General features: G+C 32.4%; 24 protein-coding genes. 6 read left to right on the top strand and 18 right to left on the bottom strand.

The features are described 5' to 3' along the window. Window positions 1-4 precede the first annotated feature (4 nt). The 10 genes from SULAZ_RS04925 to SULAZ_RS04970 form a co-directional block, all read right to left on the bottom strand. Complete coding sequence (locus SULAZ_RS04925; protein ID WP_012673956.1) at window positions 5-499, bottom strand: hypothetical protein; 495 nt, start codon at window positions 497-499, stop codon at window positions 5-7. Next, a complete protein-coding gene (locus SULAZ_RS04930; RefSeq protein ID WP_012674870.1) occupies window positions 454-1392 on the bottom strand; it encodes a PilW family protein in 939 nt (312 codons plus the stop codon). The genes SULAZ_RS04925 and SULAZ_RS04930 overlap by 46 nt, the downstream gene beginning before the upstream one ends. After that, on the bottom strand, window positions 1389-2045 hold the full coding sequence (locus SULAZ_RS04935) for a hypothetical protein (protein ID WP_012674081.1): 657 nt from the start codon (window positions 2043-2045) through the stop codon (window positions 1389-1391). The genes SULAZ_RS04930 and SULAZ_RS04935 overlap by 4 nt, the downstream gene beginning before the upstream one ends. Next, window positions 2036-2527, bottom strand: coding sequence for a pilus assembly FimT family protein (locus SULAZ_RS04940; RefSeq protein ID WP_012675097.1), 492 nt, complete (start codon window positions 2525-2527; stop codon window positions 2036-2038). The genes SULAZ_RS04935 and SULAZ_RS04940 overlap by 10 nt, the downstream gene beginning before the upstream one ends. Continuing rightward, complete coding sequence (locus tag SULAZ_RS08705; RefSeq protein ID WP_012674101.1) at window positions 2512-7329, bottom strand: pilus assembly protein; 4818 nt, start codon at window positions 7327-7329, stop codon at window positions 2512-2514. Before SULAZ_RS08705 ends, SULAZ_RS04940 begins: the two co-directional genes overlap by 16 nt. 74 nt (window positions 7330-7403) lie before the next feature. Beyond that, the gene (gene kdsB / locus SULAZ_RS04950; RefSeq protein ID WP_012673824.1) at window positions 7404-8126 is read right to left on the bottom strand and encodes a 3-deoxy-manno-octulosonate cytidylyltransferase; all 723 of its coding nucleotides are present in this window, start codon (window positions 8124-8126) and stop codon (window positions 7404-7406) included. Next, window positions 8123-10144: an alpha-amylase/4-alpha-glucanotransferase domain-containing protein gene (locus tag SULAZ_RS04955; RefSeq protein ID WP_012674570.1), complete on the bottom strand. Its 2022-nt coding sequence runs from the start codon at window positions 10142-10144 to the stop codon at window positions 8123-8125. The genes kdsB and SULAZ_RS04955 overlap by 4 nt, the downstream gene beginning before the upstream one ends. Window positions 10145-10157: 13 nt before the next feature. Then, entirely contained in the window at window positions 10158-12197 is a 2040-nt protein-coding gene (locus SULAZ_RS04960) for a glycoside hydrolase family 57 protein (protein WP_041676059.1), read from the bottom strand. Continuing rightward, window positions 12194-12574, bottom strand: coding sequence for a DUF29 domain-containing protein (locus SULAZ_RS04965; protein WP_012674701.1), 381 nt, complete (start codon window positions 12572-12574; stop codon window positions 12194-12196). The genes SULAZ_RS04960 and SULAZ_RS04965 overlap by 4 nt, the downstream gene beginning before the upstream one ends. A 42-nt stretch (window positions 12575-12616) precedes the next feature. Then, on the bottom strand, window positions 12617-15109 hold the full coding sequence (locus SULAZ_RS04970) for a sugar phosphate nucleotidyltransferase (RefSeq protein WP_012673541.1): 2493 nt from the start codon (window positions 15107-15109) through the stop codon (window positions 12617-12619). 118 nt (window positions 15110-15227) lie between these two features. On the opposite strand from SULAZ_RS04970, the gene SULAZ_RS04975 reads away from it, so the two are divergent. After that, the gene (locus SULAZ_RS04975) at window positions 15228-15578 is read left to right on the top strand and encodes a rhodanese-like domain-containing protein (RefSeq protein WP_012674473.1); all 351 of its coding nucleotides are present in this window, start codon (window positions 15228-15230) and stop codon (window positions 15576-15578) included. A gap of 8 nt (window positions 15579-15586) precedes the next feature. Here the strand turns inward: SULAZ_RS04975 and SULAZ_RS04980 are convergent, their stop codons facing one another. Genes SULAZ_RS04980 through SULAZ_RS05000 form a run of 5 tightly spaced genes read right to left on the bottom strand, consistent with a single transcriptional unit; the run spans window position 15587 to window position 19024 of the window. Continuing rightward, window positions 15587-16234, bottom strand: coding sequence for a nucleotidyl transferase AbiEii/AbiGii toxin family protein (locus SULAZ_RS04980; RefSeq protein ID WP_012675046.1), 648 nt, complete (start codon window positions 16232-16234; stop codon window positions 15587-15589). Further along, complete coding sequence (locus SULAZ_RS04985) at window positions 16231-16485, bottom strand: hypothetical protein (protein ID WP_012674254.1); 255 nt, start codon at window positions 16483-16485, stop codon at window positions 16231-16233. Before SULAZ_RS04985 ends, SULAZ_RS04980 begins: the two co-directional genes overlap by 4 nt. Before the next feature lie 4 nt (window positions 16486-16489). Continuing rightward, window positions 16490-17776, bottom strand: coding sequence for a histidinol dehydrogenase (gene hisD, locus SULAZ_RS04990; RefSeq protein WP_012674840.1), 1287 nt, complete (start codon window positions 17774-17776; stop codon window positions 16490-16492). Then, window positions 17763-18230 (bottom strand): PD-(D/E)XK nuclease superfamily protein, encoded by a 468-nt coding sequence (locus tag SULAZ_RS04995; RefSeq protein WP_012673686.1) that lies wholly within the window; start codon window positions 18228-18230, stop codon window positions 17763-17765. Before SULAZ_RS04995 ends, hisD begins: the two co-directional genes overlap by 14 nt. Next, window positions 18227-19024, bottom strand: a complete 798-nt coding sequence (locus SULAZ_RS05000) for a Dam family site-specific DNA-(adenine-N6)-methyltransferase (RefSeq protein WP_012675033.1) — start codon at window positions 19022-19024, stop codon at window positions 18227-18229. Before SULAZ_RS05000 ends, SULAZ_RS04995 begins: the two co-directional genes overlap by 4 nt. A 42-nt stretch (window positions 19025-19066) precedes the next feature. Between SULAZ_RS05000 and SULAZ_RS05005 the strand changes: the two genes are divergently transcribed. Next, window positions 19067-19693, top strand: coding sequence for an endonuclease III domain-containing protein (locus SULAZ_RS05005; RefSeq protein WP_012674961.1), 627 nt, complete (start codon window positions 19067-19069; stop codon window positions 19691-19693). Here the strand turns inward: SULAZ_RS05005 and ffh are convergent. Then, window positions 19677-21005 carry a signal recognition particle protein gene (ffh, locus tag SULAZ_RS05010; RefSeq protein WP_012674065.1) on the bottom strand — a complete coding sequence of 443 codons (1329 nt, stop codon included), beginning with the start codon at window positions 21003-21005 and terminating at the stop codon, window positions 19677-19679. The two genes, SULAZ_RS05005 and ffh, sit on opposite strands and share 17 nt — an antisense overlap. Before the next feature lie 49 nt (window positions 21006-21054). Then, window positions 21055-22395 carry a glutamate-5-semialdehyde dehydrogenase gene (locus SULAZ_RS05015; RefSeq protein ID WP_012674179.1) on the bottom strand — a complete coding sequence of 447 codons (1341 nt, stop codon included), beginning with the start codon at window positions 22393-22395 and terminating at the stop codon, window positions 21055-21057. 107 nt (window positions 22396-22502) lie between these two features. Between SULAZ_RS05015 and SULAZ_RS05020 the strand changes: the two genes are divergently transcribed. From SULAZ_RS05020 to SULAZ_RS05035, 4 genes are read left to right on the top strand one after another with little or no spacing between them, the layout of a single operon-like run. Next, window positions 22503-22952 (top strand): CopD family protein, encoded by a 450-nt coding sequence (locus SULAZ_RS05020; RefSeq protein ID WP_012674281.1) that lies wholly within the window; start codon window positions 22503-22505, stop codon window positions 22950-22952. Window position 22953: 1 nt separating this feature from the next. Next, a complete protein-coding gene (locus SULAZ_RS05025) occupies window positions 22954-23382 on the top strand; it encodes an RrF2 family transcriptional regulator (protein WP_012673587.1) in 429 nt (142 codons plus the stop codon). A 12-nt stretch (window positions 23383-23394) separates the two neighbouring features. Continuing rightward, window positions 23395-23718 (top strand): cupin domain-containing protein, encoded by a 324-nt coding sequence (locus SULAZ_RS05030; RefSeq protein ID WP_012674711.1) that lies wholly within the window; start codon window positions 23395-23397, stop codon window positions 23716-23718. A 1-nt stretch (window position 23719) separates the two neighbouring features. After that, complete coding sequence (locus SULAZ_RS05035) at window positions 23720-24853, top strand: hypothetical protein (RefSeq protein WP_012673971.1); 1134 nt, start codon at window positions 23720-23722, stop codon at window positions 24851-24853. On the opposite strand, the gene SULAZ_RS05040 is transcribed toward SULAZ_RS05035, so the two are convergent. Then, entirely contained in the window at window positions 24850-26022 is a 1173-nt protein-coding gene (locus SULAZ_RS05040) for a class I SAM-dependent rRNA methyltransferase (RefSeq protein WP_012674753.1), read from the bottom strand. The two genes, SULAZ_RS05035 and SULAZ_RS05040, sit on opposite strands and share 4 nt — an antisense overlap. Window positions 26023-26038 lie beyond the last annotated feature (16 nt).

The following is a 26038-nucleotide window of genomic DNA, read 5'->3' on the forward strand; positions in this document are numbered from 1 at the left end:
CGAACTATTTTTTATAGGAAGCTTCAATGATTGATTTTGTGTTGTTTGGTCCTGTAGATATAGCTGTAATTGAGTAAACTTCCCCCTTACCTCCTGAAATAGGTTTAGTATAGGCTACACCTGTAACTTCATATCCAGGTGGTATTTCGTATCCTATAAAACATACTGATACAACTGTTTCATACAAATTTGGATCGTTAGAGAGTTTAAACTTTATTTTTATAGGATTTTGAGCACAACTCCCTAATTGAAGATTAAATTTATTTTGATTTATAAGTGTAGCTGCATAATTTACTCCAGATGCAGTAGCTTCTCTTGTACTTTTATATACTTTTATATCTTCAGATATTCTAAATACTTTTGTCATCATATAATAAATTCCACCTAAAACTATTAAAACAACAATAGCAGTAGCAAGGGCAAATATTAACGTTGCACCTTTCTCTCTCTTTTTTAATGTATATTTTTTAATGGAATTATTTGTTCTATAATAACCCATCTGTAATACCTCCAATTTGGATTAGTTGAAAAATCAAAAGGTGTACATCCTTGATTAGATGTGTAATTTCTTGGATTTTCAGGAGTAGACTGTCTGCCGCCAACTTGAACAATCATACATAGTTTTAATCCCTGTAATTTTTTTAAATTTTGATAAGGATCAGTATCTAAAGTAAATGTGTCATAAAAGTTATTATCTATACCTATATATTTAACCTGAAAATTTAATACACAAGAAATTATAGGAGAGGTTGTTGTGGAACTTTTCTGTAAATTGTAAGTCCCTGGTGCACATTCTTTTAGCAAATTTAAACTATCTAAATAATATTTTACTTTAAATCCATCTGGGTAACTACTATTTCCAACATAAAATGCATAACTGTTTTTATAATTAGTATTGGGATTGTTTGGGTCATAGTTATAAGATGAGTTAATCAATTTTTTTGATATACTTAATATTAAGTAATTTCCAGCTACGCTTGAACAAAGTCTTCCTAAAGTATCATAAGAATTATATATCTTAATTATTCCATTTATATCTATAAACCCCCAACATCCAGAATTAACTTGATCTGTTGATGTCAAAGATAAAAAAGAAATTGTATCATTATTATTGTTACTGCATTTACTTAGGACAGGATTGTCAGCTGATAAATCACAGCCCACACCATTCTTTATCTTTAATCTGTCATAATCTACTCCAAAACCTATGGATTGGAAATCTTTTATAATTTGATCTGCAAAAATAAAAACATCTTGCTCTTTTTTTGCTAATGAACTTTTAGTTATGTTTTCCCTTACAACAGTTGTATAAAATGTATAAAAACCTGCTCCAATAATCAGAGATAAAGCGATAACCACCAAAAGCTCGATTATTGTATAACCTTTTTTCATTGGTTATTCTCCTTAAAAAGTACAGTTTGTATGGATTTATATTTTTTTGTAATAGGGTCAAAGTACCACGTTATCACTCCTATTGCTTTCCCGGATTCTAATGATGTTGTCGCAACTCTTGCAATAGTAACAGCTGTATATATTCTAAAATTTGCTATAGATATATCATTTTTAAATGAGACTATACAATTAGGAATATTTGGTAAAGGTTGATTTAGCTTTGACATATTGCAACTTCCATCAGAATTTGGGTAAATAGTTAACCAACTGCCTAAATTTGACAAAGGGTTTGAAAATTTTTCATTAGACCCGTTATAAGGATCATAAAAATCTGGAATTGAATCACCATCAGAATCTTCGTTTGTGAAAGTGCAGTTTTCTGTAATACTTCCAGAAGGATTATATACATCACAAGATGAAAAACCCCAGTTATCATAATAACTTGTGGGTTGTATCAAATTATAAGGTAAAGAATCAAAATATTTAACAAAATTACTGTTAGTTTGTGAAGCCATATCTTTCATTTTTTGAGATGTTGAATACTGAATGTAAAATAGTATTCCTCTTAAAAAACCAATAGAAACTAATAAAATAATAATAGATGCTATTAAAAGTTCTATTATAGTAAAACCTTTAACACTTCTTAATTGCATGTTATACTCCCATTTTCAACTCTTACTCTACCAAATCTGTCTACACAAATTGTTTTGTATATGTCAAAGTTATTTTTTAAAACTATAGAACCCATACCAAGGCCACAGCTTGCATTTCTTGGATAACCTTTTCTATCAAAGAGAAAGAAAAAATCTGCACTAATAGTTATCCCTGATGGTAAAGTTACAGTCCTTATAACTTGATCCGTTCCTTGGTTAAAGCTGCAATTATTATCTATATTTATAAATAAATTGTAGGTACTTCCATTTGCATCTCCAAAGATACCTGCTGGATTTGATTTTGATAAAGAATAAACTTTGGCAGTATTTATATCAGAGACAATCATATTAACAGCCTGATTTAATCTTTGATTTGCAACAAATACTAATATAGGTCTTATAACTACAGCCATTAGAATACCTATTATTACCAATACAACTAAAATTTCAAAAATATTATATCCTCTTACTTTTCTATCCATAGTATAAACCCTGGTTTGCTGGTAATAGGTTGTTGTGATTGTCTAACAACCACTCCGGAGGATATTTGGATAAACTTTTTGTATGTGTTTGGAGAATTTTGACTTACTGATACTTGGAACGGATTTCCTCTGGGTGGAATACCAACACCTAAATTTATAGAAGGATTTACAGTAACTGTTTGACCTACAGATATTGTTCCTGTTACGGCATTTGGTGATAGTATTGCTGGGTTAGGATAAGCAGTTCCGGATTTATAGTATAGTGCGTAAAGTTTGGAATTTCCTTCGTAAGCACAAATATCATTTGGCGGTATAAATGTCATGAAGTCTATTATACTTCCAAATACTAAACTTTGTGATATAACTCCTTCATTAGTTAATTCCTTATACCATCCTTTATCAACTTCCGCTGGAGTGTTTCCTTTAGCAGAGTAAACTACATCTCTATTACTACACCCTGATGAATCACATATACAAACTTTTTTAACTTCTACTATAGTAGCTTGAATGTTCTCATTTGTAGTATCTGTAAAATCTGACTTAGTAAAGGTTGTGCTACAACTTCCATTCCAGCAGGGATCTTTAAAACCTATAAAGTAATTTTTATAACTTAACGTTTTATCATCTTCTGTTAGATATCTTCCTGTGCCAAAGAATACCCAGAGATTTCCATTTTCATCTTTTGTAAAGTTGGGTGCAGCTGTGATAGGTGGTGTTTGGTTATTATTATTAAATGTTTCCATATTTACAGCGTTAGAAAGTGATGCTGATGAAAGACCGTTTTTTATAACTAATCTGTAAAATTGTCCCCAATTATTCCACACATTTCCTTGATTCTTTAATCCATAGAGTCCAAAGTATATAGTGTCATCTGAATAGTCATTATCAACGTCAACTGGAAAAGTATCACCAACTGCTGCTACAGTGTTATTTGGTAAAGGTATACTGATTTCATTAACCTTATTTCCAGTTTTTAAATCAAAAAAGTATATTTTAGGATTATTAACAAATTTTGAATTTGAGTCAGGTTTTGGATTATTGGGTCCTGTTCCTACCACTACATACCAGTTTCCGTTTTTGTTAGCATCACCTAATCTTATTATAGATGGATAAGATAATACTAGAGTATTATCAGGAAGGGTTATTTCCCATAAAACTGTTGGTACCGAAGCTGAAGGATTTTTTAGCCAGTCTGTAATATCAAGAGCAAATATAGATGAACTATATGTTGTGTTACCTGCGGTTAAGGCTTTTCCTCCAAATCCCATTGTACCAATTACAATAGTTCTCCAAGAATTAAAAGTTTTATAGTCATTAGGATTTCCATTTATTGAAGCATCAAAAACTATTACTCTACTGTCTAAGGTAGGAATATGGCAGTAGTCTTTTCTTCCATACCACAATAAGTAAGGTACAGCATTTTTAGGTATAAAAGCAAATTCTTCCTTAGCAATTAAGTTAGTGCCGGAATCAGTTGGAGAGTTTTGAAGTTTAACAGGATTATCTGGATCTGTTGTAGATTGGTCTATGATAGTTCCCATTCTAAAGAAGTGGAGCATTCCATCATTTGCACCTTGAATAAGAATACTTGGTCTATTTTTATAATCGTCCGAGTTTACATAACTGTAGTAAGTTGAATCTTGATATCTATAGTCGTAATTATTTAATTTTTCGTTTGATACAACAGCTGGTGTTGAAGTGATGGTATCTCCTAATTTCCAAATTTTATCTCCCGTCAATCCAGGACATATATCAGAAATTTTTATTTTCATGTTTCTTTTTACGTAATCATTAGATGAACAGGTTGAATCGGAAGACAAATCTTCACCTCTTAAAAATCTTATGATACATTGTGTGGTTGAATCGTTTATTGAGCTGTTAGAAGAATTATCATCGACTAAATCCCAAATATTTTTAAGATCGGGATAGTTTGAAGTAGTGAAATCCTTTAACTGTGATCCTGTATAATAATAAATTCTTCTGTCAGATGGATTACAGTTTCCAAGCCAACAGCCACTATCAAATACTGGAATTAAATTTACTAAATCTTTTGTTCCTGTTGAAGTACATGTAGAGGTATCTGTAAGAATTGCAGCTTTAGTCTGGTTATTGTTTGTATCAAAATATATTTGGAAAATTTTGTCAAAATCAAGGTTTAAAACTTTGTTTGAGTTTGTATCCTCTCTGTTATCGTTTTTAGGGTCTACCCAATAGGATCTTGAAAAACCAATCCAGTTTATATCTCTTCCTGCAGAGTCTGTATAAGAAGAAAAGAAGAAAGGTTGAATCATTAAGGAAGAAATGGAAGTTTTTGTTGATAATGTAGCAACAGTTGAACCGGAGGAAGCACGCTTAAGTATTTCTGTAAATGCTTTTTCTAACTCTCTTTCCAGTTTAAGAGGATTTACGACATAAAAATATGTATCCGGCTTTCCATCCCCGTCTTTGTCCCATTCTTGAGGAAGATCTGGTATTTCGTTGCCGTTTATATCATTAAAACCTCCCCATTTGGCAGCATACCACAGAGGTGGTTTAAGCTGTCCAGCTGTAGAACCTGTAACTGTAAAGGTTCTTTCCCATGTTAAAGGCATTCCACCTACTACAGCTGGAGTGTCTCCATCAGTGTTGGCATCTTTATCTTTTACCACTAGCCATGTGCCATCCTCAGTGGTTCCAGAAATGTTAAAACCTAATACCTGGTCTATACATCCTGCAGCATAAGAAGAGGTTAATTTTACTTTTATTTGATTTGCCCCTACAGGTTGAATTTCATACTCTACGATTGCATCCATATCATGGTCTCCACCCTGTTCCACATCCTCAAAGTTGATTCTAAACTTGGCGTATGTTAAATTACCATCAGAGTCATAGTTTACTGTATCTACGTAAAAATCAACAATTTGATTGGTTGGACAGTATGCGTTAGATTGGCAATTTGTTATATTTAATTTGCCTCCAGAGTAGGTTAATGAACATTTTTGCGCGCAAGAAGAATACACATTTAAACAACCACTTACAGATTTTCCAAGAGGGTTAATTCTGACTAATTTACCCCCTATTTTTACCGCTATATCTGGAATAGGTGAAGCTAAGGCTACAGAAAAAGTTTTTATAGGAGAAGGTTTTGCGCCCGAGAAGTTATCTCTCCATCCTCCGCTCTTTTTGTTTCCATAGTAAGCAAGAGATGCTACATAGAAACTACCTTGCTTGGTGGGTTCTTCTGGACACAGACCTCTAATAGTTGCAAGGGAAGACATGCTCTTAGCGGAGCATATAAAATCATAGAAAGATGAGGATTGTCCAATAAAGTAATTTCCTGAAATACCTTCAACTGAGGAGATGGTATCTGCAAGAGCAGAGACATTGAGCATAGAAAGGTCACCACTAAATGAGTTAAAAGATGAACCGGGAACGCTATCCGAGTCGTAGCTGTTGTTAATGTCGCTAAGAGTTATAACAAATGGCTTTGCGCATATGGGAAAGATATCGTAAAGTTTGTAAGAATTACCACCTGCGGTAAACTTTCCCCAGTTGGGCTTAGGTAAGTTAATACCTCCATCTTGATTTCCTGAATATGTAAAACTTGAGGTAGGACTGGTTTTTCCAGCAAAATATCTAAGTGCTTCATAAAGCATTTCTCCAACAGGATTTCCCCAGTTTTTGAATTCTCCTTCAATCATAGGACGGGTTGTAACCCAACCACCTGCGTAGGAATAATTATTATAGTTAAAATCAACAATCTTCAGTCTATCAAATGTAAGTATAATATTTCCGGGTGTATTTTCCGAGGATTGAAAAATTCCGGTATTAGCGTTTGTTTCATCAACAATCGACCATATATTCTTTCTAAGAACACCTCCGCTCATGTTCTTTTCATAAGAACCTGTTATAAGTCCAAAGTACATCTGCCCTTTGTCTACACACAATCCTTCATTTGATCCACAATCATTGTTAGTTTGACAGGGTTTTAAGGTTTTGGAACACCATTTTGAGCCATCACCCTCCCCATACTTCTGAAGTAGACCGATAGGTTTATAGGTTCCCCCACCACCAGGGTATCTCTTACAATTTGGCTCAAGACCTACCGATGGGTCGCAAACTTTTACCCTTATATAGTATTCAGAAGGAGTTCCCAAACTGTTATCACAGACAGGTCTCTCTTTAGATGCCCACTCCCAAATACGATTTGACTTATTTTGTAACACTCTTATTTTTCTGGTGTCTCCATTAGAGGTACTTGTTATACAGAAAAGGTGGCGATTGTTCGAAGAGGGTGGATTAAAGGGGGTTAATAGATTTGTATCTGTTCCGCTGTATTCCTTTCCCCAGCTGTGAGCATCCTGCGGAATAAAGGTGGCTTCTAATACCGTTTCTGAAGCAGAGTCTGTTAATCTGTAGCCACCATAAAGGACTTTTCTTAAAACATCTATCCTTGCCATAGTTAACCAGTTTAAGAAATTACCGCTCCATTCACCACTCCCACCACAGTACTTGTTATTTGTTTTTCTAATAGGCTCAAATCTTGAATTTTGGTATTTATAACATTTATAAGGATCAAAATATCCGTAGTAGTCTATGGAGTGTTTATATCCTACATCAAGTTTTCCATCTTCATCCAAGTCAGAAGCATCATTATAAGCTTCATAATACAATTTGTGGTCTTTTCCAGATACAAGCATAACAAGTGGTGGTATACTCGAAGCTAAGAAAGGTGGAACGTAGCAGTAATCTGACATATTAGCACTTCTTACATTTAAGTTGTATAATAGGAGTAAAATTAATAAAAATTTCAATTTTCTCATTTTTAAACAACCTCTTGGTATATTTGATTTTTAATACTAATTTAAACCTTTTTTGTATAAAAATCGTGAAAAGTTTAAATTAGTTGACAGAATCTCTCGTAGTCTTCTTTTGTGTCTATACCGAGGGTGTCTTTTGATGCTTGGATTACTTTGATTTTGTAGCCGTTATAAAGTAGTCTGAGCTGTTCTAACTTTTCTACCTCTTCTATAGTTGAAGGGCTGAGTTTAAATGAAAAGTCCAACAAAACTTCTTTTCTATAGCCGTATATACCTATATGTTTTTGAGGTTTTAGTATGTTTAGCATTTTTGAAAAGTCTATATCTCTGTAAAATGGAATAGGACTTCTTGAGAAGTAAAGGGCGTAATTGTCTTTGTCTATCACGACTTTAACTATGTTTGGGTTTATGTAGTCTTCTTCTTTTTCTATAGGGTAGGATAAGGTAGCAACTTTGTCTTTTTCAAGTGCTTGGAATATTTTTTTTATATCTTGTGGGTCTACTGTAGGTTCATCTCCTTGTAGGTTTACAACAGTGTCATAGTCTAAATCTTTTAACGCAAAGGCTACTCTGTCTGAGCCACTTTTTAAGTCTGAAGGTGTTAGTATCACTTCTACTGGATAGTCTTTTAAGACATTTTTAAACTCTAAATCATCACACACAACTACAACAGGATAACCAACCTTTAAAGCATTTTCCACAGTCCAAGCTATAACAGGTTTGTCTTTTACGGGTAAAAGTAGCTTATCTTTTAACCTTGTAGAGCCTCTACGAGCCGGAATAAATATAGCTTTTTTCATAGGTCTACTATCTCTAAAGTTATTTTTAGGTTTAACTCTTCTTGAAAATCTGTTAAAAATCCTATACTTAAGCCTTGATTTGTGATGTCTACAGATTTTTCTGACTGGCTAACGGTGTTTATAGGGTAGGTAAATATGTCTAACTCTTTATTAAAGTTAAAAATTATTGTTTTTTGAGTGTAGTTATCTTTTAGTTTAAAGGTTATAGATTTGCCGTGGTATATAGGCTGGGTTAGATGGTGTGGAAGGTTTGCAAAGTGAAAGTTAAACTCACAAACATATTTTAAAATGTCTTTGTAGTCTGTCTGGAGCTGCAGGAGAGCTGTTATTTTGCTTTCTTCTACTTTGTAGGTTTTTATGAGGATTGTGTTGTACTTTTTATCTTTGTACACTCCTCCTTTTCTTTTAAAGACTATCTCATCTTTTGCATACTCAAGGTTAAATGGCTGGTTTGTAAAGTCTGAGTACTCTCTAAAACTACATCTATAAAAAGTTTCTAAGTTGAAGCTGTCATCTGTGATGTGGTCTATAAATGAGTTTTTTGTGTACCAGTCGTATATTAGAAGGTCTTTTATGTGCTGTGGGTCTATTTCTAACTGGGCGTTGTGTATGGTTGTTATTCCTTCTTCGGAAGGTGTGTCTTGTTTTGGGGTTAGCAGGTTTTTGTGGTAGCCTTCTTTTCTTCTTGTTAGTGTGTTTTGGAAGTTAAACTCTTTGTCTTTTAAGGATAGTTCTGTAAGCTGTCCGGACTCTTTTGAGTCAAAGATTAGTATCATTTTTTGAGTTGTTATTTTTACTTCTTCATAACCGTCAAGGTCTAAGTCCTTTACTTGGATTTTTGGGGGTTTTGATAGCTTTTCAAGTTCTTTATCGGCTTTTATTATGTATTTGTATGTGTTGTTTCTAAGGTTTGGTAGGTATAAACCACCAAATATCCCATGCCATAAAACGTCATTACATTGAGATTTTAAAAGGTTTTCTAAAAATTCTTTGTTTTTCTTGTATGGTCTTCCAGTTGTAGAAAGGTCTAATACTCTTTTGTGGATACGGTTGCTCTCTGGGTACTTGACTAAAAAGTTGTGCCAAATATTGCCTTTTACAAACTTTTCAAAGTGGTTCTGTAGTCCATTTTTTTCTAAAAACTCTTTTAACTCTTCAAACTCTTGGAAATCTTCTGGGAATAGGCTCCACTCTCCCATCTCGTGGTAAGATGTAATTGGAAGATATGCAAAACCTATAGGTTTTTCTTCCTTTAGGTAATCTCTGTAGTGATAAGGTTTTACATCTTTTTGAGATGTGATAACTTCTAAAAACTGGTTTAACCATCTTTCTTGATAAACCCACCAGTAAGTTTTAGGCCATACACCAAACTTTTCTCCATCGTCAAATATTATACCTGCCGGGTTTACACCGTATTTTGAGATTGAGTTTAAGTACTCTAAAATCTTTTCTACAGGCTTAAAAGGTATTAAGTATCTTAGGTTTTTATCTATTGGAAATAGGTTTATTTTGTAGCCATTACTCTCTGTTGTGTAGTATCCGTAGAGAGCTTCTTTTTTAAATCCTGTTGATAAAAAGTGGTAATCATCAACTATTACATACTCTATTCCACACTCTACTAAGTCAGTAACTATACTACTGTCCCAAACCCTCTCTGTAAGCCACAGTCCTTTTGGAGTTTGTCCAAAGTTTTCTTTTATAAAGTTGTTTAGTTTTTCTATCTGGTATTTTCTGTCATCTGACGGTATTACTGCAAGGATAGGCTCGTAAAAACCACCACTAAAAAACTCTATCTGGCCGTTGTAAGATAGGTCCTGCATAAGTTTAAAAAGGCTTTTATCGTTGTTTTTTATGTACTCAAGAAGCCATCCTGAGTAATGAACTGAGAATTTAAAGTCTGGGTAGTCCTTTACCACTTCTAAAAATGGTTTGTAGGCTTTGTTAATGGCATCATCAACCACTTCATAAAAGTTATCTATCGGTTGATGGCAGTGGATACCAAACAAAAGTTTAACCATCTCCTCTCTCCTTCTACACTATCCAGTCATAAGTAAAATCTTGGGATATATCAATGTTTAAAACACTGTAAACTGGTAGTTTTTCTATTATTTTATCATTTTCTAAAACTGTAAAAGACAGGTCAAAGTTTCTACAGCTGAAAAGTTTTAAAGGAATTGCTATCTCGATAACTTTCTTACTACAGGCTTTTAAGCCATTGTTTTCATACAGTGTTGATTGAAGTGGGAATGTAAAGTCCATTTCACATGTTGCTAAAATAGATACTTTTAACTTATAACCTTTGTCTGTTATACTTTCAACTTTCCCATCTAACCTTAGGTAAAGGTTTTCTTCATCGTATCCATAGTAAAGTTTTTCTAAGATAGTATCAAAGGTCATTGATGAAAGGTCAAACTTCAAGTCTACCTCTCCACTGTGGAGCCATTCGTAATAGTTCGATACATAGCCATCAATAACTGGTTTTATATAACCTGTAGGTTGTCTTAAAATAAGCTGTTTATACAGTTTTTTTATAGGTTTTAAAAGGTTTGTAGGGATATCTTTTCCAAGTTTTTCGTAGACTTTTTGTAAGTTTAATCTAAACAAAAGGTCAAACCTGTCTGCGTAATGGTTAAAGTGGTCATCTCCGTACCACCAAAACCAATCACTTCCTTGGGCGATAAGAAGGTATTCTTTTGCTTTTTTGTAGTTTTCATTTTCTTTTTCAGACTCTAAAACTTGTTTTGCCTGAGATAAATACTCCCAAGCTGTGTTTTTCTCAGGGTGGCCTATCCATGTGGAAAAGTTTCCGTATATCCAGCTTCCTGCTTTTACACTGTTTAGATTTTCAACTACTATATCTTTCTTTAAAACTTGTGAAAAAGTGATAACTTCAATCCAGTCTTGATTTGATAACTCTGTGTAAAGGCTATCAAAAAAGTCTTTTCCATTGTTCTTATAAAACTCCCAAGCATTCTCTCCATCAAGAATAACACTAACAACCGGATTAAAATCTACTTTTTCGTGTATGTACTTTAACCTTGTTATAAAATCTTTTACAGCCTGCTTTTCATCTAAGTTTTGGTATCTAAAACCTATTGCATCAGAAAGATACTTATCTCTAAAAAATAGATAGACTCCTTCGTATTTATAAACTTTGTATAAGTTCTCTAAGTTTTTATTTCCTAAACTGTTAAATAGTATATCTTCATCAGAAGCTGTCCATTTAATATTATACTGGCTAAAAAGTTTTAATGTATCATTACTTATACTACTTTCTGACGGCCAAAAACCAGATGGTTTACTTTCAAAAATCTCTTGGTAAAAGGATATAGCATTTTTGACTTGTAATTCTGCATCATCTTTAAAGTTTACTTTTACTTTAGGTAGTATAATATTTGGTAGAGATTCTTTTGCAGAAGTTAAGTCTATTAAAAGAGGAATAATAGGATGGTAGTATGGGGTTGTTGATACTTCTATTTTTCTATCACTTTGTAGTTTTTGATAAAAAGGTATGATCTCTTTTAAAAATTGTGTAAGCTGGTTTATTAAATCTACTTTATCTTGATGGGTAAAACCTGCTTTCTTATTTGACAAGTTTTTTACAAATTCGTTGTTTTCTCTTAAGTAATTACCAGTCCAAGACAGTAGAAACAGAACTTGTAAGTCTGCAAGCTCTTGATGGGTAAATTTTGCTGTAGAGGAGTGTTTTTTTAGGTAGAGTTGATAGTATCTTTCAAAAGGTTTTATCATAGTGTTTAGGTTTGCGTTGAATGATATATCTAAAACGTAGTTTTTTTCTTCTTCTGTTAGAGATTCTACAGCTTTTTTAAAAGTTTTTATTAAATAGCAAGAGTCAGGGTCTTGAATGTACTCTTTTAACTGCTTTATCAAAGATGGAACAAGGTTAAAAGTAGTCTTAATTTTTTCGTATCTACTAACATGCCAAGGCATTTCGTAGTAATCTTTGATAGCGTGTAGAAAAACCCAAGGCATTTCAAAGGTTTGAGTGTAAGGATTTTTGTAGTAAGGCTGGTGCATATGCCACAAAAAGCAAAGGTATAACTTCTTCATAGGTTGTAAGGCCATTTTGCTACATCTTCTTTTTTAGGGTTAAAACTCATTATCTCATCAAAACTATAAGGACTTTTTAAAGGTAGGTCTTCTAAATCTTTGTCTGTTTCTTGGGCTATCCAGCCGGTAGCATCTTTCCAAGCGTCTTCTAAACATTTTTCTATTTTAGATTTTAAAGATGGATTTTCTTCAAGGAGTCTTTTTATCTTATCTTGAGAGGTTATGATGCTTATCCTCCAAATTTTTGACCTAAGGTTTGGATAGTTTTCCCATTTGTAAACAAAGTCCTTCTCTTTTAAAAGTTTTATATTCTCTATCAGCCAGTTGTAGTAATCTTTTTCATAGAGTTTTTTTAAATCTTGTTTTATTTCTACCATCTCATTTTCCTCTAAAGAACTTAATAAGTTTAAATCTATGCTTTAATTTTCTTCTATCCACTTTCCTATCTTTTCTATGTACTGATTTAGTAAGTCTTGGGCTTTTTCTTCTACATCTGAGTTTACGTAAAGGTGAAGGTTGTCAGAGTACTGGTCTGGAATCATCAGTATCCACGTTCTTTTATCGATGAATATTTTTACTCCGTCAATAAAGGAAGCTTCTTTTCCTATGGCTTCTTCTGTAAACTTTCTCATCATCTTACCTTTTAGGTTAGAAGGGCAGGCAACTACTTTATGGATAAACGTGTGTGGTGGAATGAGTTTTTGAATTTGGGAGAGTCTTAGTTTGGTTTTTCCCATCATCTCAAGAAGTTTTACAGAGGTAAACATTCCATCGTAGCTAAAGGACATATCTGTAAAGGCGTAGTTTCCTTCAAGGTTTGCAAAGAAGTAGTAATCTTTTAAGAAGTTTGACTTTAGACCTATAAACTTTCCTCTTTCTATAATGATGTTTTCAAACATCTCATCCATAACCTCTGGAATGTAAACAGGTAGGTATACTTTTACTTGTCTACTTACCGTCCTATCTATAAGGTACAGAATAGAAAGTAGAGCTGTCTCGTGGGATAGAATTTCTCCTTCATCAGACACGATTACAACTCTCTGACCGTTTGGATACATTATAAAACCACAGTCAATAGATAGGACTTTTACTATCTTTGATATCTCTTGAGCTGATTTTTCGTGGAGGGTTGATATTTGAGATATTTTCTTTTCATCAAAGTATGCGTTTAGTATTACATTCTCTATTGAAAAGGTGTTTATAATATCTGGGTAGACTATGGAAGTAGAACCGTTTAAAAGGTCAACTATTATCTTGAATCTACTACTTTGGATAATCTCTTTATCTATTAAAGATAAGAACTTTTCTTTGTAAGACTTTATAGCCATAGGGTCATCTTTTATCTCTCCAATCTGGTTGTAGTTTACCCTTCTAAAGTTTTCTCTAAAGAATATCCTTTCTACAGATTTTTCTGTGTTTGTATCTATGGCAAGTCCTTCACTGTCAAAAAACAGTATCTCTGTGATGGCAGGGTTATCAGGAGACTGTCTAAAGTGAACTCCTGCAACTGCATCACTTTTTGAAAGTAAGTACCTCATAACAGGAAGAGGCATAAGTTTTAAGTCAACTACATCTAAACCAGCTCCAAGAAGGCCTCCTAAGAAAGACCTTTTAAGCATTCTTGAAGCTCTGTGGTAATCCCTTGACATTAGTATAGTTTTACCTGCTGGTAAGATAGACCCAAAACTTGCTGCAAGCTTTGCTGCCATTTCGTTGGAAAGCTCTATATTAGTCCTTCCTGAAACTTTTCCTCCTTCAAATATAGAAGCTCTCCACTTATCTCCCCATATTAAGTTGCTGCTTATAATTGCACTTTCTTCTATAAGTTTGTTTGGCCAGACTATCACATCTTTCTCAAAATGTACGTTATCTTTTACCTCTGTTCCTTCTGCTATAATTACTCCATGTTCAGCTCTTACGTTTTTACCTATCTCTACGTTATTACAGATAACTGCGTTGTTTAACTTTGTGTTATCTCCAATCTTACAGTCCCACCATATAACACAGTCTTTTAGATAAACGTTGTCTCCTATGTGGGTATTTTTACCTATAACTACGTTCTCTAAGTAGCAGTTATTACCTATCTTTACATTTTCATCTAAGACTACTTTACCGTTTACCGTTAAGTCTTTAGGAATGTCTTTAGTTTTTGTGTATAAAACTCCACCGTTTACTTTTATCCTTTCTCCTTCTACATCTAACTTAACTTTATCTAATAAGATATCTTTGTTTACTTCTCTATAACTTTCAGGGTTTCCTACGTCTCTCCAGTAGCCCTTTGCATTGTATCCGTAGAGAGTTATACCTTCTTTCATCAATTTAGGGAAAAGGTCCTTACTAAAGTCAAAAGGAAGGTTGTCAGGTATATAGTTTAGTATCTCTGGTTCTATTACGTATATACCTGTGTTTATAGTATCACTAAAGACTTCTCCCCATCCCGGCTTTTCTAAAAATCTAAGTATCTTTCCATCTTTGTCTGTTATAACAACTCCAAACTGAAGTGGATCTTCTACCGATGTTAAAGTGATGGTTAACTTTGAACCGACAGCTTGGTGAAATCCTATAATCTCTTTTAAATCAAAATCTGTCACCAAGTCTCCACTTATAACTATAAATCTTTCGTCAAGATATTTAGCTGCTTTCTTTACAGCTCCGGCTGTTCCGTAATCATCATCTGGAAGTACATAATTTATTTTTATTCCAAAGTCTGAGCCGTCTTTAAAGTAGTTTTGAATAACTTCTGGTTTAAAGTAAAGAAGAATTACTATTTCTGTAATGCCAACAGCTTTTACTTTTTTTATTATATGTTCCATCATAGGTTTGTTTAATACTGGAAGCATTGGTTTGGGTATGCTGTTAGTTAGAGGTTGGATTCTTGTTCCAAATCCTCCTGCCATTATAACTGCTTTCATCTTATTCCCCCTGTATGTACTCACAATAATTATAACCAAAATAGATGAGATTTTTCATACTTTGTTTTTTATAAAAGTATTAGAATATTTTAATAATTTTAAAAAATTTGGAGGAATTATGTTTTTAGATAAAGAGACTTACAAAAAGATACATATATCGGTAAAGGAGCTGAAAGAAAAAATAGATAAAGGAGAGGATTTTATACTTTTAGATGTTAGAGAGCCTCAAGAGTATAACTTTTCCAGAATAAAAGAAAAAGAGGCTATGCTTGTTCCTCTTATGAGTCTACCTCGTGTTATAAACAGTCTTCCAAAAGATAAAGATATATACGTTCTTTGCAGAAGTGGGAACAGAAGTCTCCAAGTGACTTTATGGCTTTTACAAAACGGTTTTACAAAGGTAAAAAACGTAGAAGGGGGAATCCTTGCTTGGTCTGACGAGATAGACCCAACGGTACCAAAATATTAATTTTTAAATCAGTTAGAATGTTTTTGATAGCTGTCTTTGTTTAATAAACTTTCAAATATATCAAAAACTTCTTTAATGTTTATAGGTTTTTCTAACTGTAAATCTGACAGGTTTAAATCTTTTTCTTTCTTCTTTAGATATTCAAATCTTTTCTTTATAATTTCTTCATTTAACAATTTATTTTTCTTTAGTATATCCATAAGATTAGGAGAATTTTTGAAAACTTCTACAGTGTCAATTATATCTCTAATTTTTAAGCTTTCAGGCCTATAAAATAGCTTCTTTGCTACTATTTCTTCTGGTTGTTCAATAAAAATTTCTTTTGAATTAATTTTTACTTTTTTAGGTTTTAAACCTGTTAAATTAGGTGCAACTATAAAATCTATTTCTTGATTGTTTAATTTTAACTTTATAAAGTTTGCTTGTTCTACATACTCTTTACTTATTTCTTCTGCTTTTTCGTTTAATCTTGGAGAAAGCCTTGTAAGTAGCTGTGAATTTTCTAAAAAAATATCTACATCTTTGCTTTTCCTATGATGAAAATAAAACATAAGGGCAGTTCCACCACCAAAAGTCCAATCATTAATGTTTAAATTCGCTTCTTCTAACACATCTATTGCCAGATTTAACAGGTATGTCCAGTCTTTCTCTTTCATATTTCAAAAAAATCCTCTAACTGTTGATTTTTTAAACCTCTTGGTTTTATATACTTTTCATAATACTCTTTTAAATTTTCTATTGATATATCATTAGCTATCATCCATTTAAAAAGTTCTTTAGTTGGTATCTCTGTAAATAAAATCTCTATTCTTTCATCTTGGATATCTGTCATCTCTTTAATAGCTTTTGCAAAAATTTTATCATCTATTTCTGTTTTGTAAGCGTTGTTAATTGTGCTTAATTTCATATTATTAAATATCTTCTTTTCTGACTTTTACGCTTAAAGCGTGGGCTTCTAAGCCTTCTGATTTTGCCATGTTTATTGCGTGGTTTGCAACTCTCTCAAAACCTTCTTTTGATACGTATATCACTGAGCTTCTTTTTACAAAGTCGTAAACTCCAAGAGGAGAAGAAAACCTTGCAGACCTTGATGTTGGTAAAACGTGGTTAGGTCCAAGGATGTAATCTCCAAGGGGTTCAGTTGAGTAATGTCCTAAGAATATTGCTCCTGCATGTTTTATCTTATTTATTAAATCAAATGGATTGTTTGTGACTACCTCTAAATGTTCTGGAGCAAGGTAGTTAGCAAGCTCACAAGCCGTTTCTAAATCTTCAACTATAAAAGCATGTCCGTAGTTATTTAAAGATTTTTCTGCTATCTCTTTTCTTGAAAAATCTTTTAAGATTTCGTTGTATAAGTAATTTTTAACATTTTTTGCAAGGTCTTCTGAGGTTGTTATAAGGATAGATGCAGCAAGTTCATCGTGTTCTGCTTGAGATAAAAGGTCTGCTGCAACCCATTTATAGTTAGCAGTTTCATCAGCTATCACAAGTATTTCAGAAGGTCCTGCAATCATGTCTATATCTACCACTCCAAAAACGTTTTTCTTTGCCAGTGCAACGTATATATTCCCCGGTCCAACTATCTTGTCTACCTTCTTAACAGTCTCAGTTCCATAGGCCATCGCTGCAACAGCTTGAGCACCTCCTACTCTATAGACTGTATCTATTCCACATATAAATGCAGCTGCCAACGTATACTTGTTAGGATTTGGTGAACACATTACAATCTCTTCTACTCCTGCCACTCTTGCAGGTACTGCATTCATCAAAACACTTGAAGGATAGGCAGCTTTACCACCCGGAACGTAAAGACCTACTTTTTCAAGGGGAACAACTTTCTGTCCCAAAATTATTCCATCTTCTTCTTTAAAAAAAGATTTTTCCTTTTGAAGTTCATGAAACTCGTAAAGTCTCTCGTAAGCTACTTCAAAAGCCCATCTAACTTCTTCTTCAATCTCATCGTAGGCCTTTTCTAACTCTTCAAACGGTATTATTAAATCCTCTGGATTTATCTTTATCTTATCAAACTTTTCTGTATACTCAACAAGAGCTTCATCTCCTCTTTCTTTAACATTTTTTATTATTTCTTTAACAGCAGCTTCGTATAAATCCGTTTCAACATCAGACCTTTTTATTAGATACTGTACTTCTTCAACCTCTTTATAGTATCTTCCTCTTAAATCAACTATTTTCATATCTCTCTCCTTTTTTATTGAAAATATCCATATCAAACCAATCTATGCCAAGTTCTATGGCTATTCTTTGTAATAAAACTGGAAAACCTTTTTCTTTAACTAATCCATCTTCATATAAAACTTCTATTCCGTAGCCAGATGTGATCAATTTTGACTTTACATCTTCCTTAATTCCATTTCCAGCAAAAACTATTATAGTTGGTATAGGTGTAGTTTTGCAATCTTCTAACGTGTAAATTAGTTTTTGATAAGCAGTTCCAGAAACACCTTGATATTTACATTCAATACCTAAGAATCTGTTATTTCTGTATAATAGTATATCTATAATTCTTAAATTGTTTAAAAATCTATAACCTAAAGGTTGCTCAAGCTTTATCTTTATACCTAAATTGTAATTTCTATTCCAATTTTCTATATATTCTTTTACGGCATTTCTAAATTTATTTCCACTCATTTGAACACCGCAATTAATTCGTCAACCTTTTTCCTATCTTTACAGCTTATATTTCTCCTAACTTTCAAAGGTATTATTAAGGTATTATAAATTTCTATTAAATCTTCATTGTAATGATTACTAATTATAACAGGAATACCTTTATTAGAGTAGTATCTTGCCAAGCTTCCTAATATTCTTTGATCTTCCATGTTAAAGCCTTCCTTTGAGTATGAAGTAAAGTTGGCTGTATCAGAAAGAGGAATGTATGGTGGGTCGCAGTATACTACATCTCCTTTCTTTACTTGTTTAAAGGTTTCTCTAAAATCTTGACACTTAAATTCTACCTCTGATCTTTCACACTTTTCTATAAAAAATCTCATCTCTTTTTCAGGGAAATAAGGTTTATCGTACCTACCAAAAGGAGTATTAAACTCTCCCTTAGAGTTATATCTAACTAAGCCATTATAACAGTGTCGGTTTAAATATACAAATAATGCAGATTTTAAAACCTTATCATCTGTTTTGTTAAACAAATCTCTAAGTTGATAATATTTGTCTTTAGTGTTATTTTCTTTGCTGAAGAAACTTTTACAATAGTCTATAAATTCATATTTATAAGTTTTAACTGTTTGATAGAGATTTATTAAATCAGGATTTATATCGCATAACAGATAAGATTTATAATCCGTATTCAGGAATACAGAACCTGACCCAACAAAAGGCTCTACTAATCTTTTACCAGCTGGTAAAACTTTTTTTATATGCTTAACTATCCTATATTTATTTCCGGGCCATTTTAGAAAAGGTTTCATAGTAGCATATATTATAATACAACTAATTTCTAAGGTAATAGTATGGAAGTTTTTAATCTTTATAAGGTTTTACTGGATTATTATGGCTTTCAAAATTGGTGGCCAGTTTACGGTAATCAGGATAAGGTAGCAGAAATTAGTATAGGCGCTATTTTAACTCAAAACACTTCTTGGAATAATGTAGAAAAATCTATAAAAAATCTTATAAAAGAAAATTGTTTAAGTTTTGAGTGTATAGATAAGATAGATATAGAAAAGCTAAAAAACCTTATAAAACCATCTGGATTTTACAATCAAAAATCAAGAACTTTAAAGGATTTGGCTAAATTATTTTTATCTAAAAAAGATATTGGTAGGGAAGATTTACTTTCAATAAAAGGTATAGGTCAAGAAACTGCAGAAAGTATCCTCCTTTATGCTTTAGATAAACCTTACTTTGTTGTAGATAACTACACAAAAAGGCTCTTTTATCGCCTTGGGTTTACAGCTGAAAATATATCTTATTCTGATTTACAAAAATTCATAACTGGCAGACTACCTGTAGATTTAGAAATCTATAAAGAGTTTCACGCTCTTATAGTTAAACACTGTAAAGAGTTTTGTCAAAAAAAGCCAAAGTGTGAAAACTGCTTCCTATCACATAAATGTATTTTTAAAAAGGTAGTCTAAATGGAAATCCTCCGCTTTTTGTCATTTTTTTCATCTTTTTCATCATCTTTTTCATCTCTTCGTACTGTTTTAAAACTTTGTTTACATCTAAAATAGTTGTTCCACTACCTTTGGCTATTCTTCTTTTTCTGCTACCATTTATTATGTGTGGTTTCATTCTTTCTTCCGGAGTCATTGAGTTTATTATGGCTTCTATCTTTATAAACTGTTTTTCATCTACTTTTATATTTTTTAACTGACTACCTATTCCCGGAATCATCTTTAGTATCTGTTCCATTGGTCCAAGATTTCTAATCATTCTTATCTGTTCCCTCAAGTCCTCTAAGGTAAACTCTGCGTTCATAACTTTTTCTGCCATCTGTTTTGCTTTGTCTTCATCTATAGCAGCTTGCATTTTTTCTATAAGTGTTTGAATATCTCCAAGTCCAAGTATTCTTTGGGCTATTCTATCTGGATAAAATAGGTCTAAGTCCTCTATCTTCTCACCAGTTCCTACAAACTTTATAGGTATACCAAGGACTTGTCTTACAGAGAGGGCAATACCACCTTTTGCATCACCATCAAGTTTAGTAAGTATCACTCCTGTTAAGCCAACTGCTTTGTGAAACTCTTCTGCCGTTGTAATTGCCTCTTGACCTTGCATAGCATCTGCAACGTAAAGGACTTCTGCAGGTTTAACTTTTTCTTTAATCTGTTTTAGCTCTTCCATTAACTCTTGGTCTATGTGTAATCTTCCAGCTGTATCTAAGATTATGTAAGAGAAACCTTGCTTTTTTGCATCTTCTATAACTTTTTCTGTAAGTTTTAAAGCATCTTTTTCTTGTTCGTCAACAAAACAAGGTACATCTATAGACTGGGCTAAAGTGCAGAGTTGTTTTGCAGCTGCCGGTCTTCTTACGTCTGTAGATGCTACACCTACTCTGTAGCCTTTTGATTTTAGGTATTTTGCAAGTTTACCAGCTGTTGTTGTTTTACCTGTACCTTGAAGACCTACAAGCATTATTATTGCAGGTGGTTTATCTGGCTTGGCTAAGGTAGGTGGTTCTTCTCCACCTAATATGTTTATCGTTTCATCGTAGATTAGTTTTATTACTGTTTCTCCAGCTGATAGACCTTTTATAAGTTCTTGACCTAAGACTTTCTGTTTTATATCTGCTATAAACTTTTTTACAACGTCAACGTTTACGTCTGCTTCCAGTAATGCTGTCCTTATATCTTTAAGTGCTTCATCTAAAGTTTTTTCATCTATCTTCTTAGCCTTTCTTAATTTATCAATAACAGAAGAAAACTTTTCTGTTAAAAGCTCAAACATAAGCTACCTCCGTATATTGTTATCAAAACATTATAACATTGTCCAATTTTTAAAGATTACAAGCCTGAGTATCTATTTTTACCTCTTCTTCATCTTTTGGTATGCCTACGTTTTCTCGTAGTTGTCCATTTCCAAAGACTATGAATTTTGGTATAGTTAGTTCTTTTAATGCCATTGGTCCTCTTGCATGGATTTTATCAGTTGATATTCCCATCTCAGCTCCAAGTCCAAACTCGTTTCCGTCTGTAAACCTTGTAGATGCGTTTATATAGACAGCAGCACTATCAACCTGCTGGATAAACTTCATTCCTTTTGTGTAGTTTTCTGTAACGATGGCATCAGAGTGATGAGAGCCGTACTTTTCTATAAAGTCTATAGCTTCGTCTAAATCTTCAACAACTTTAACAGCTATTATAAGGTCTAAAAACTCTTCGTAGTAATCTTCTTCTTTTGCTGGAACTATCTCTGTGTCTTTTGCTTTTGGGTGGTTTATAAGTAGGTTGTAGCTGTACTCATCACACCTCATCTCTACTCCAGCTTTTCCATAGTAGTAAGCTATCTCAGGTAGGAACTTATCAGCTATCTTTTTGTTTACGACTAAATTCTCTATTGCATTACACACAGAAGGTCTTTGAACTTTTGCGTTGTATGCTATATTTAGTGCTTTCTCCATGTCAGCTTCATCATCTATATAAAGATTACATACACCTTTGTAATGTTTTATAACTGGAATCCTTGAATTTTCCGCAACAGCTCTAATAAGACTTTCTCCACCTCTGGGTATAGCAACGTCTATAAGACCTTCTAACTTTAGTAGTTCATTTACTACAGACCTGTCTGTTGTATCAACAAACATTACAGCATCTTCAGGGAAACAGGTTTCTCTACAAGCTTGTTTTATAATGTCTACCAGTATTCTGTTTGAGTTTATTGTTTCGCTTCCACCTTTGAGTATTACAGCGTTTGAGGATTTCATACATAAAGATGCAGCTTCTATTGTTACATTTGGTCTTGCTTCGTATATTATAAGTATAACTCCAAGAGGAACTCTCATTTGTCCAACTTTTAAGCCGTTTGGACGAGTCCACATATTTATTATCTCTCCAACTGGGTCAGGAAGAGATGCCACATCTTCTAAGACTTGTATCATTTGGTCTATTCTTTTATCGTTTAAGGCTAACCTGTCTAAAAGAGCTTTTGAGTATCCTTTTTTTTCTGCGTTTTCTAAATCTTTTTGGTTTTCTTGTAAAATAAGTTGTCTGTTCTTGTCTAAAAGCTGGGCTGTTTTTAAAAGTGCTTTATTTTTTATGTCTGTAGTTAAACTTGATAACTGTCTTGTAGTTTTTTTTGCTTTTTTTGCTATACTTTCAGCATACTGTTTTACGTCCATTTTAAACCTCCAAGTTTAGTATCTAATATTATAAAACTTTTAACTTTACTCTTGTGTTGCAATTTTTGAAAATTTAAGATAAAATTATCTTAAATTGAGGTAGGAAAATGAAAGAGATAATTTTAACGATACACATTCTTTTAGCAACGTTATGGATAGGTGGAATGCTTTTTATGATGTTTGTTTTATCTCCTTATGTAAGGTCTCTTCCAAACAGTGTAGAGGCTTTTCAAAGAGTGGGAAAAAGGTTTTCTATTATTGGGACTTTTATTGGTCTGCCAGCTTTATTGATAACTGGAATAGGTAATATGCATAACCTTGGAATAACTTTTTCAGATTTGTTTCACAGAACTTCTCCTTACGCATCTACTTTACACGATAAAGTACATCTATTTTTATTGACTTTTATTTTGGCATTAATTCACGATCTATATTTAGGTCCAAGGTCTCACTTAAATGAAAAGTTTAGAATCTTAACAAGAGCTATAGGTGTTATTAACCTTATAGTAGGAATTTTAATTGTATTTTTAGCTGCAAAACTCAGATTTGGAGGTTAGTATGTTATCTGAATCGGTAAAAGACTGTATAAGAGCGTTGATATACTTAGCTTTAAATCAAGATAAAGAGTATATATCTGTAAAAGAAATATCAGAAGCTCTAAATCTTCCCTTTTTCTTCCTTGCAAAAAACATTCAAAAATTGGTAAAAGAAGGTATCCTTGAATCTTACAGAGGACCTAAAGGTGGTATCAGTTTTAAAAAACCTATAAACGAGATAAAAATAATAGACATTATCGTAGCTATAGATGGAGACAATCTTTTTAAAAAGTGTGTTTTAGGATTTGAAGAATGCTCTGATTTAAATCCGTGTGCTATACATCATAAATGGGTTCCTGAAAGAGAACATTTAAAAGGAATATTTAATGCTACGCTTTACGAGATTGTAAACGATATAAAGCAAGGAAAAATAAAAAATATAAAACTTTAGTGAGGTAATAAAATGGCTTTAGAGATTAAAATTGAAGAATCAAAATTTGCTGATAAACCAGTTGTAGAGAAGATATACGAAAATGAAACAGTTAGGGTTGTTTTATTTTATTTAAAATCTGGTAGCATAATAGACTTACATACATCTATATCTACTGTTATAACAACTGTTTTAAAAGGAAGTGGAAAATTTTATATCGGAAGTAGAGAAAACATAAAAATTTTAACAGAAGGAGAGACACTGATATATGACCCAAACGAACCTCATGGTTTTGAAGCTGTAGAAGATATGATAGTTCAAGCCATAATAACACCATTACCTATAAAAAGGCTGTAGAATGTTCCACATATCAAAAATATCTCCTTTCTTTTTTATTCTTGCTTATTTAGACCTTGTTCTGTCTACTTTTTATAAAAATGATATTCAAAATTTAGCTTTTATTTTAGTTTTTGGTTTTATTTTTAATACAGTTTTAGGTGGACTTTATCAGATTGTTCCTAACTCTCAATCTCAAAAATTAAGATATCCTTGGGTTAGTTATATAGTTTTTTTATTATCTCTTTTTGGAAATATTTTCTTTTTAGTAGATAACTTAAAAGCTTTTTCTGGTTTTATACTTTTAGCATTTTTAATTTTTATCTTTCACATAATCAGCTGTGTAAAAATGGTAAAACCACTTACAATAAGATTTATTCTTACAGGAATTTTTTATATGTTTTTATCAGTGATTTTTTTAAATTTAAGCATTTTTCAAGGAATTGTACCTTATCAGCTCTCTGTTCATACGTTTACTTTAGGGGTTATGACAAACCTTATAATTGGTGTTTTATTTACTTGGATTCCGATGCTAACTATGCAAGTTTTAAATCTAAAGTTAGCAGATAAATTTTACTATGTTTATCAAGTAGCTGTTTTTCTATTTTTAAGCTCGTTTTTTGTTTTAAATTACAATTTTATTCTACTGTCTGGAGTTATTTTACTTCTTTGTGTTTTGTTTTATCTTTACATTATTTATGACTCTGTATTTAAAGGTAAAAAAGTTATTGTTTTGCCTTTGGTAGTTAAATATTTCTTATCAGGATGGTTTTTGTTTTTACTTGGAACATTGACTATGTTAGGAATAATCTTTTTCAATAGATTTGATTTAATTGTTTTACATGTAGATTTAATGGTTTACGGTTTTGGATTTTTGGTTTTATCAGGAGCAATTATTCATCTTCTTCCAAGAATATTATGGAACTGGTTTTATCAAGAAAAAGCAAAACAAGGAAAAGAAGTTCCTCCTATTCATAAACTTATTAATGAAAAGCTTGTATTAGTAAATCTATACTTTTATATACCTTTATTGATTTTTATTATTGGACTTGATTACTTTAAACTTTTTGATATTTCTTCATCTATTCTCGGAATCTTTTATATCTGGTTTACAGTAGGAACTTTTTACAAGCTGGTTAAGTTTGTTTTTTCTTAAATCTTCTGTGCTAAAAAGCCTTTTAAGTAAAAAGTGTTTGGAATGTTTATTATATAAGGATGGTCTATATCTTGCATTAAAAACTCTTTAAACTCTAAAACTGAACCTGTATCTTTACAGGCTTGAATAGTAGTATCAATTAAATCTTGTAGGCTAATATGGTGAGAACAGCTAAATACAGCTAAATACCCGTTTTCATTTAAAAGTTTTAAACTGTTTAGTATAAGGTATTTAAAACCTCTTAGAGCTCCTTCTACTTCGTTTTTTGTTTTTGCAAAAGGTGGAGGGTCTAAGATAACAATGTCGTATTTATCTCCTGATTTTACCTCTTGTTTTAAAAAGTCAAAAACATCTTCTTTGATGATTTCATAATTTTTCAAGTTGTTTATTTTTAAATTCTTTTCTATTTGGTTTACAGCTGCTGAAGATATATCAACAAACTTTACAAAATCTGCCTTTTTTATACCACAGTGAATACCAAACCCACCAGAGTTAGAGAACAAATCTAAAACTTTAAATCCTTCTTGGCAGTAATCGTAAATTACCTTTCTGTTTTTTCTTTGGTCTAAATAAAAACCTGTTTTCTGGCTCTCTGTAAGGTTTACTAAAAACTTTGCATCATACTCAAATATCTCTATCTCATTTGGGATGTTCCCGTAGATTAATTTTTCTACAGTTTCCAGTCCTTCTTTTTCCCTTGACTTTTCATCTGACTTTTCGTATATACCTTTTGGATTTAATACTTCTATCAATGTAGAGACAATTAAATCTCTCAATCTTTCCATTCCTGCAGTATTTATCTGAAGAGAAAGATACCCATCGTAGTAATCTACAATTAAACCAGACAGTCCATCGGCTTCTGAGTGAATAACTCTGTATGCGTTTGTAATATTTTGTAGCTGTTTTCTTTTTTCTAAGGCTTTGTTTACCTTTTCTACAAAGAAGTTTTTATCTATAGGTCTATCTTCAAATGAAAGTATCCTTACGGTAATCTTACTCCTAAGATTTGCATATCCTATACCTAAAAACTTTTTGTCAGGTGAGTAAATACGGACTAAGTCTCCTTCTTTTACATCAGATGGAATAGACTTTAGCTCTTTGTTGTATATCCAAGGATTTTTTAGTTTAATTTTTTCTAAACCAGCTTTATTTACTGTTATGCTTTTCATTGTTATATAACCCCCC

The organism is Sulfurihydrogenibium azorense Az-Fu1 (assembly GCF_000021545.1).
Taxonomy (GTDB): domain Bacteria; phylum Aquificota; class Aquificia; order Aquificales; family Hydrogenothermaceae; genus Sulfurihydrogenibium; species Sulfurihydrogenibium azorense.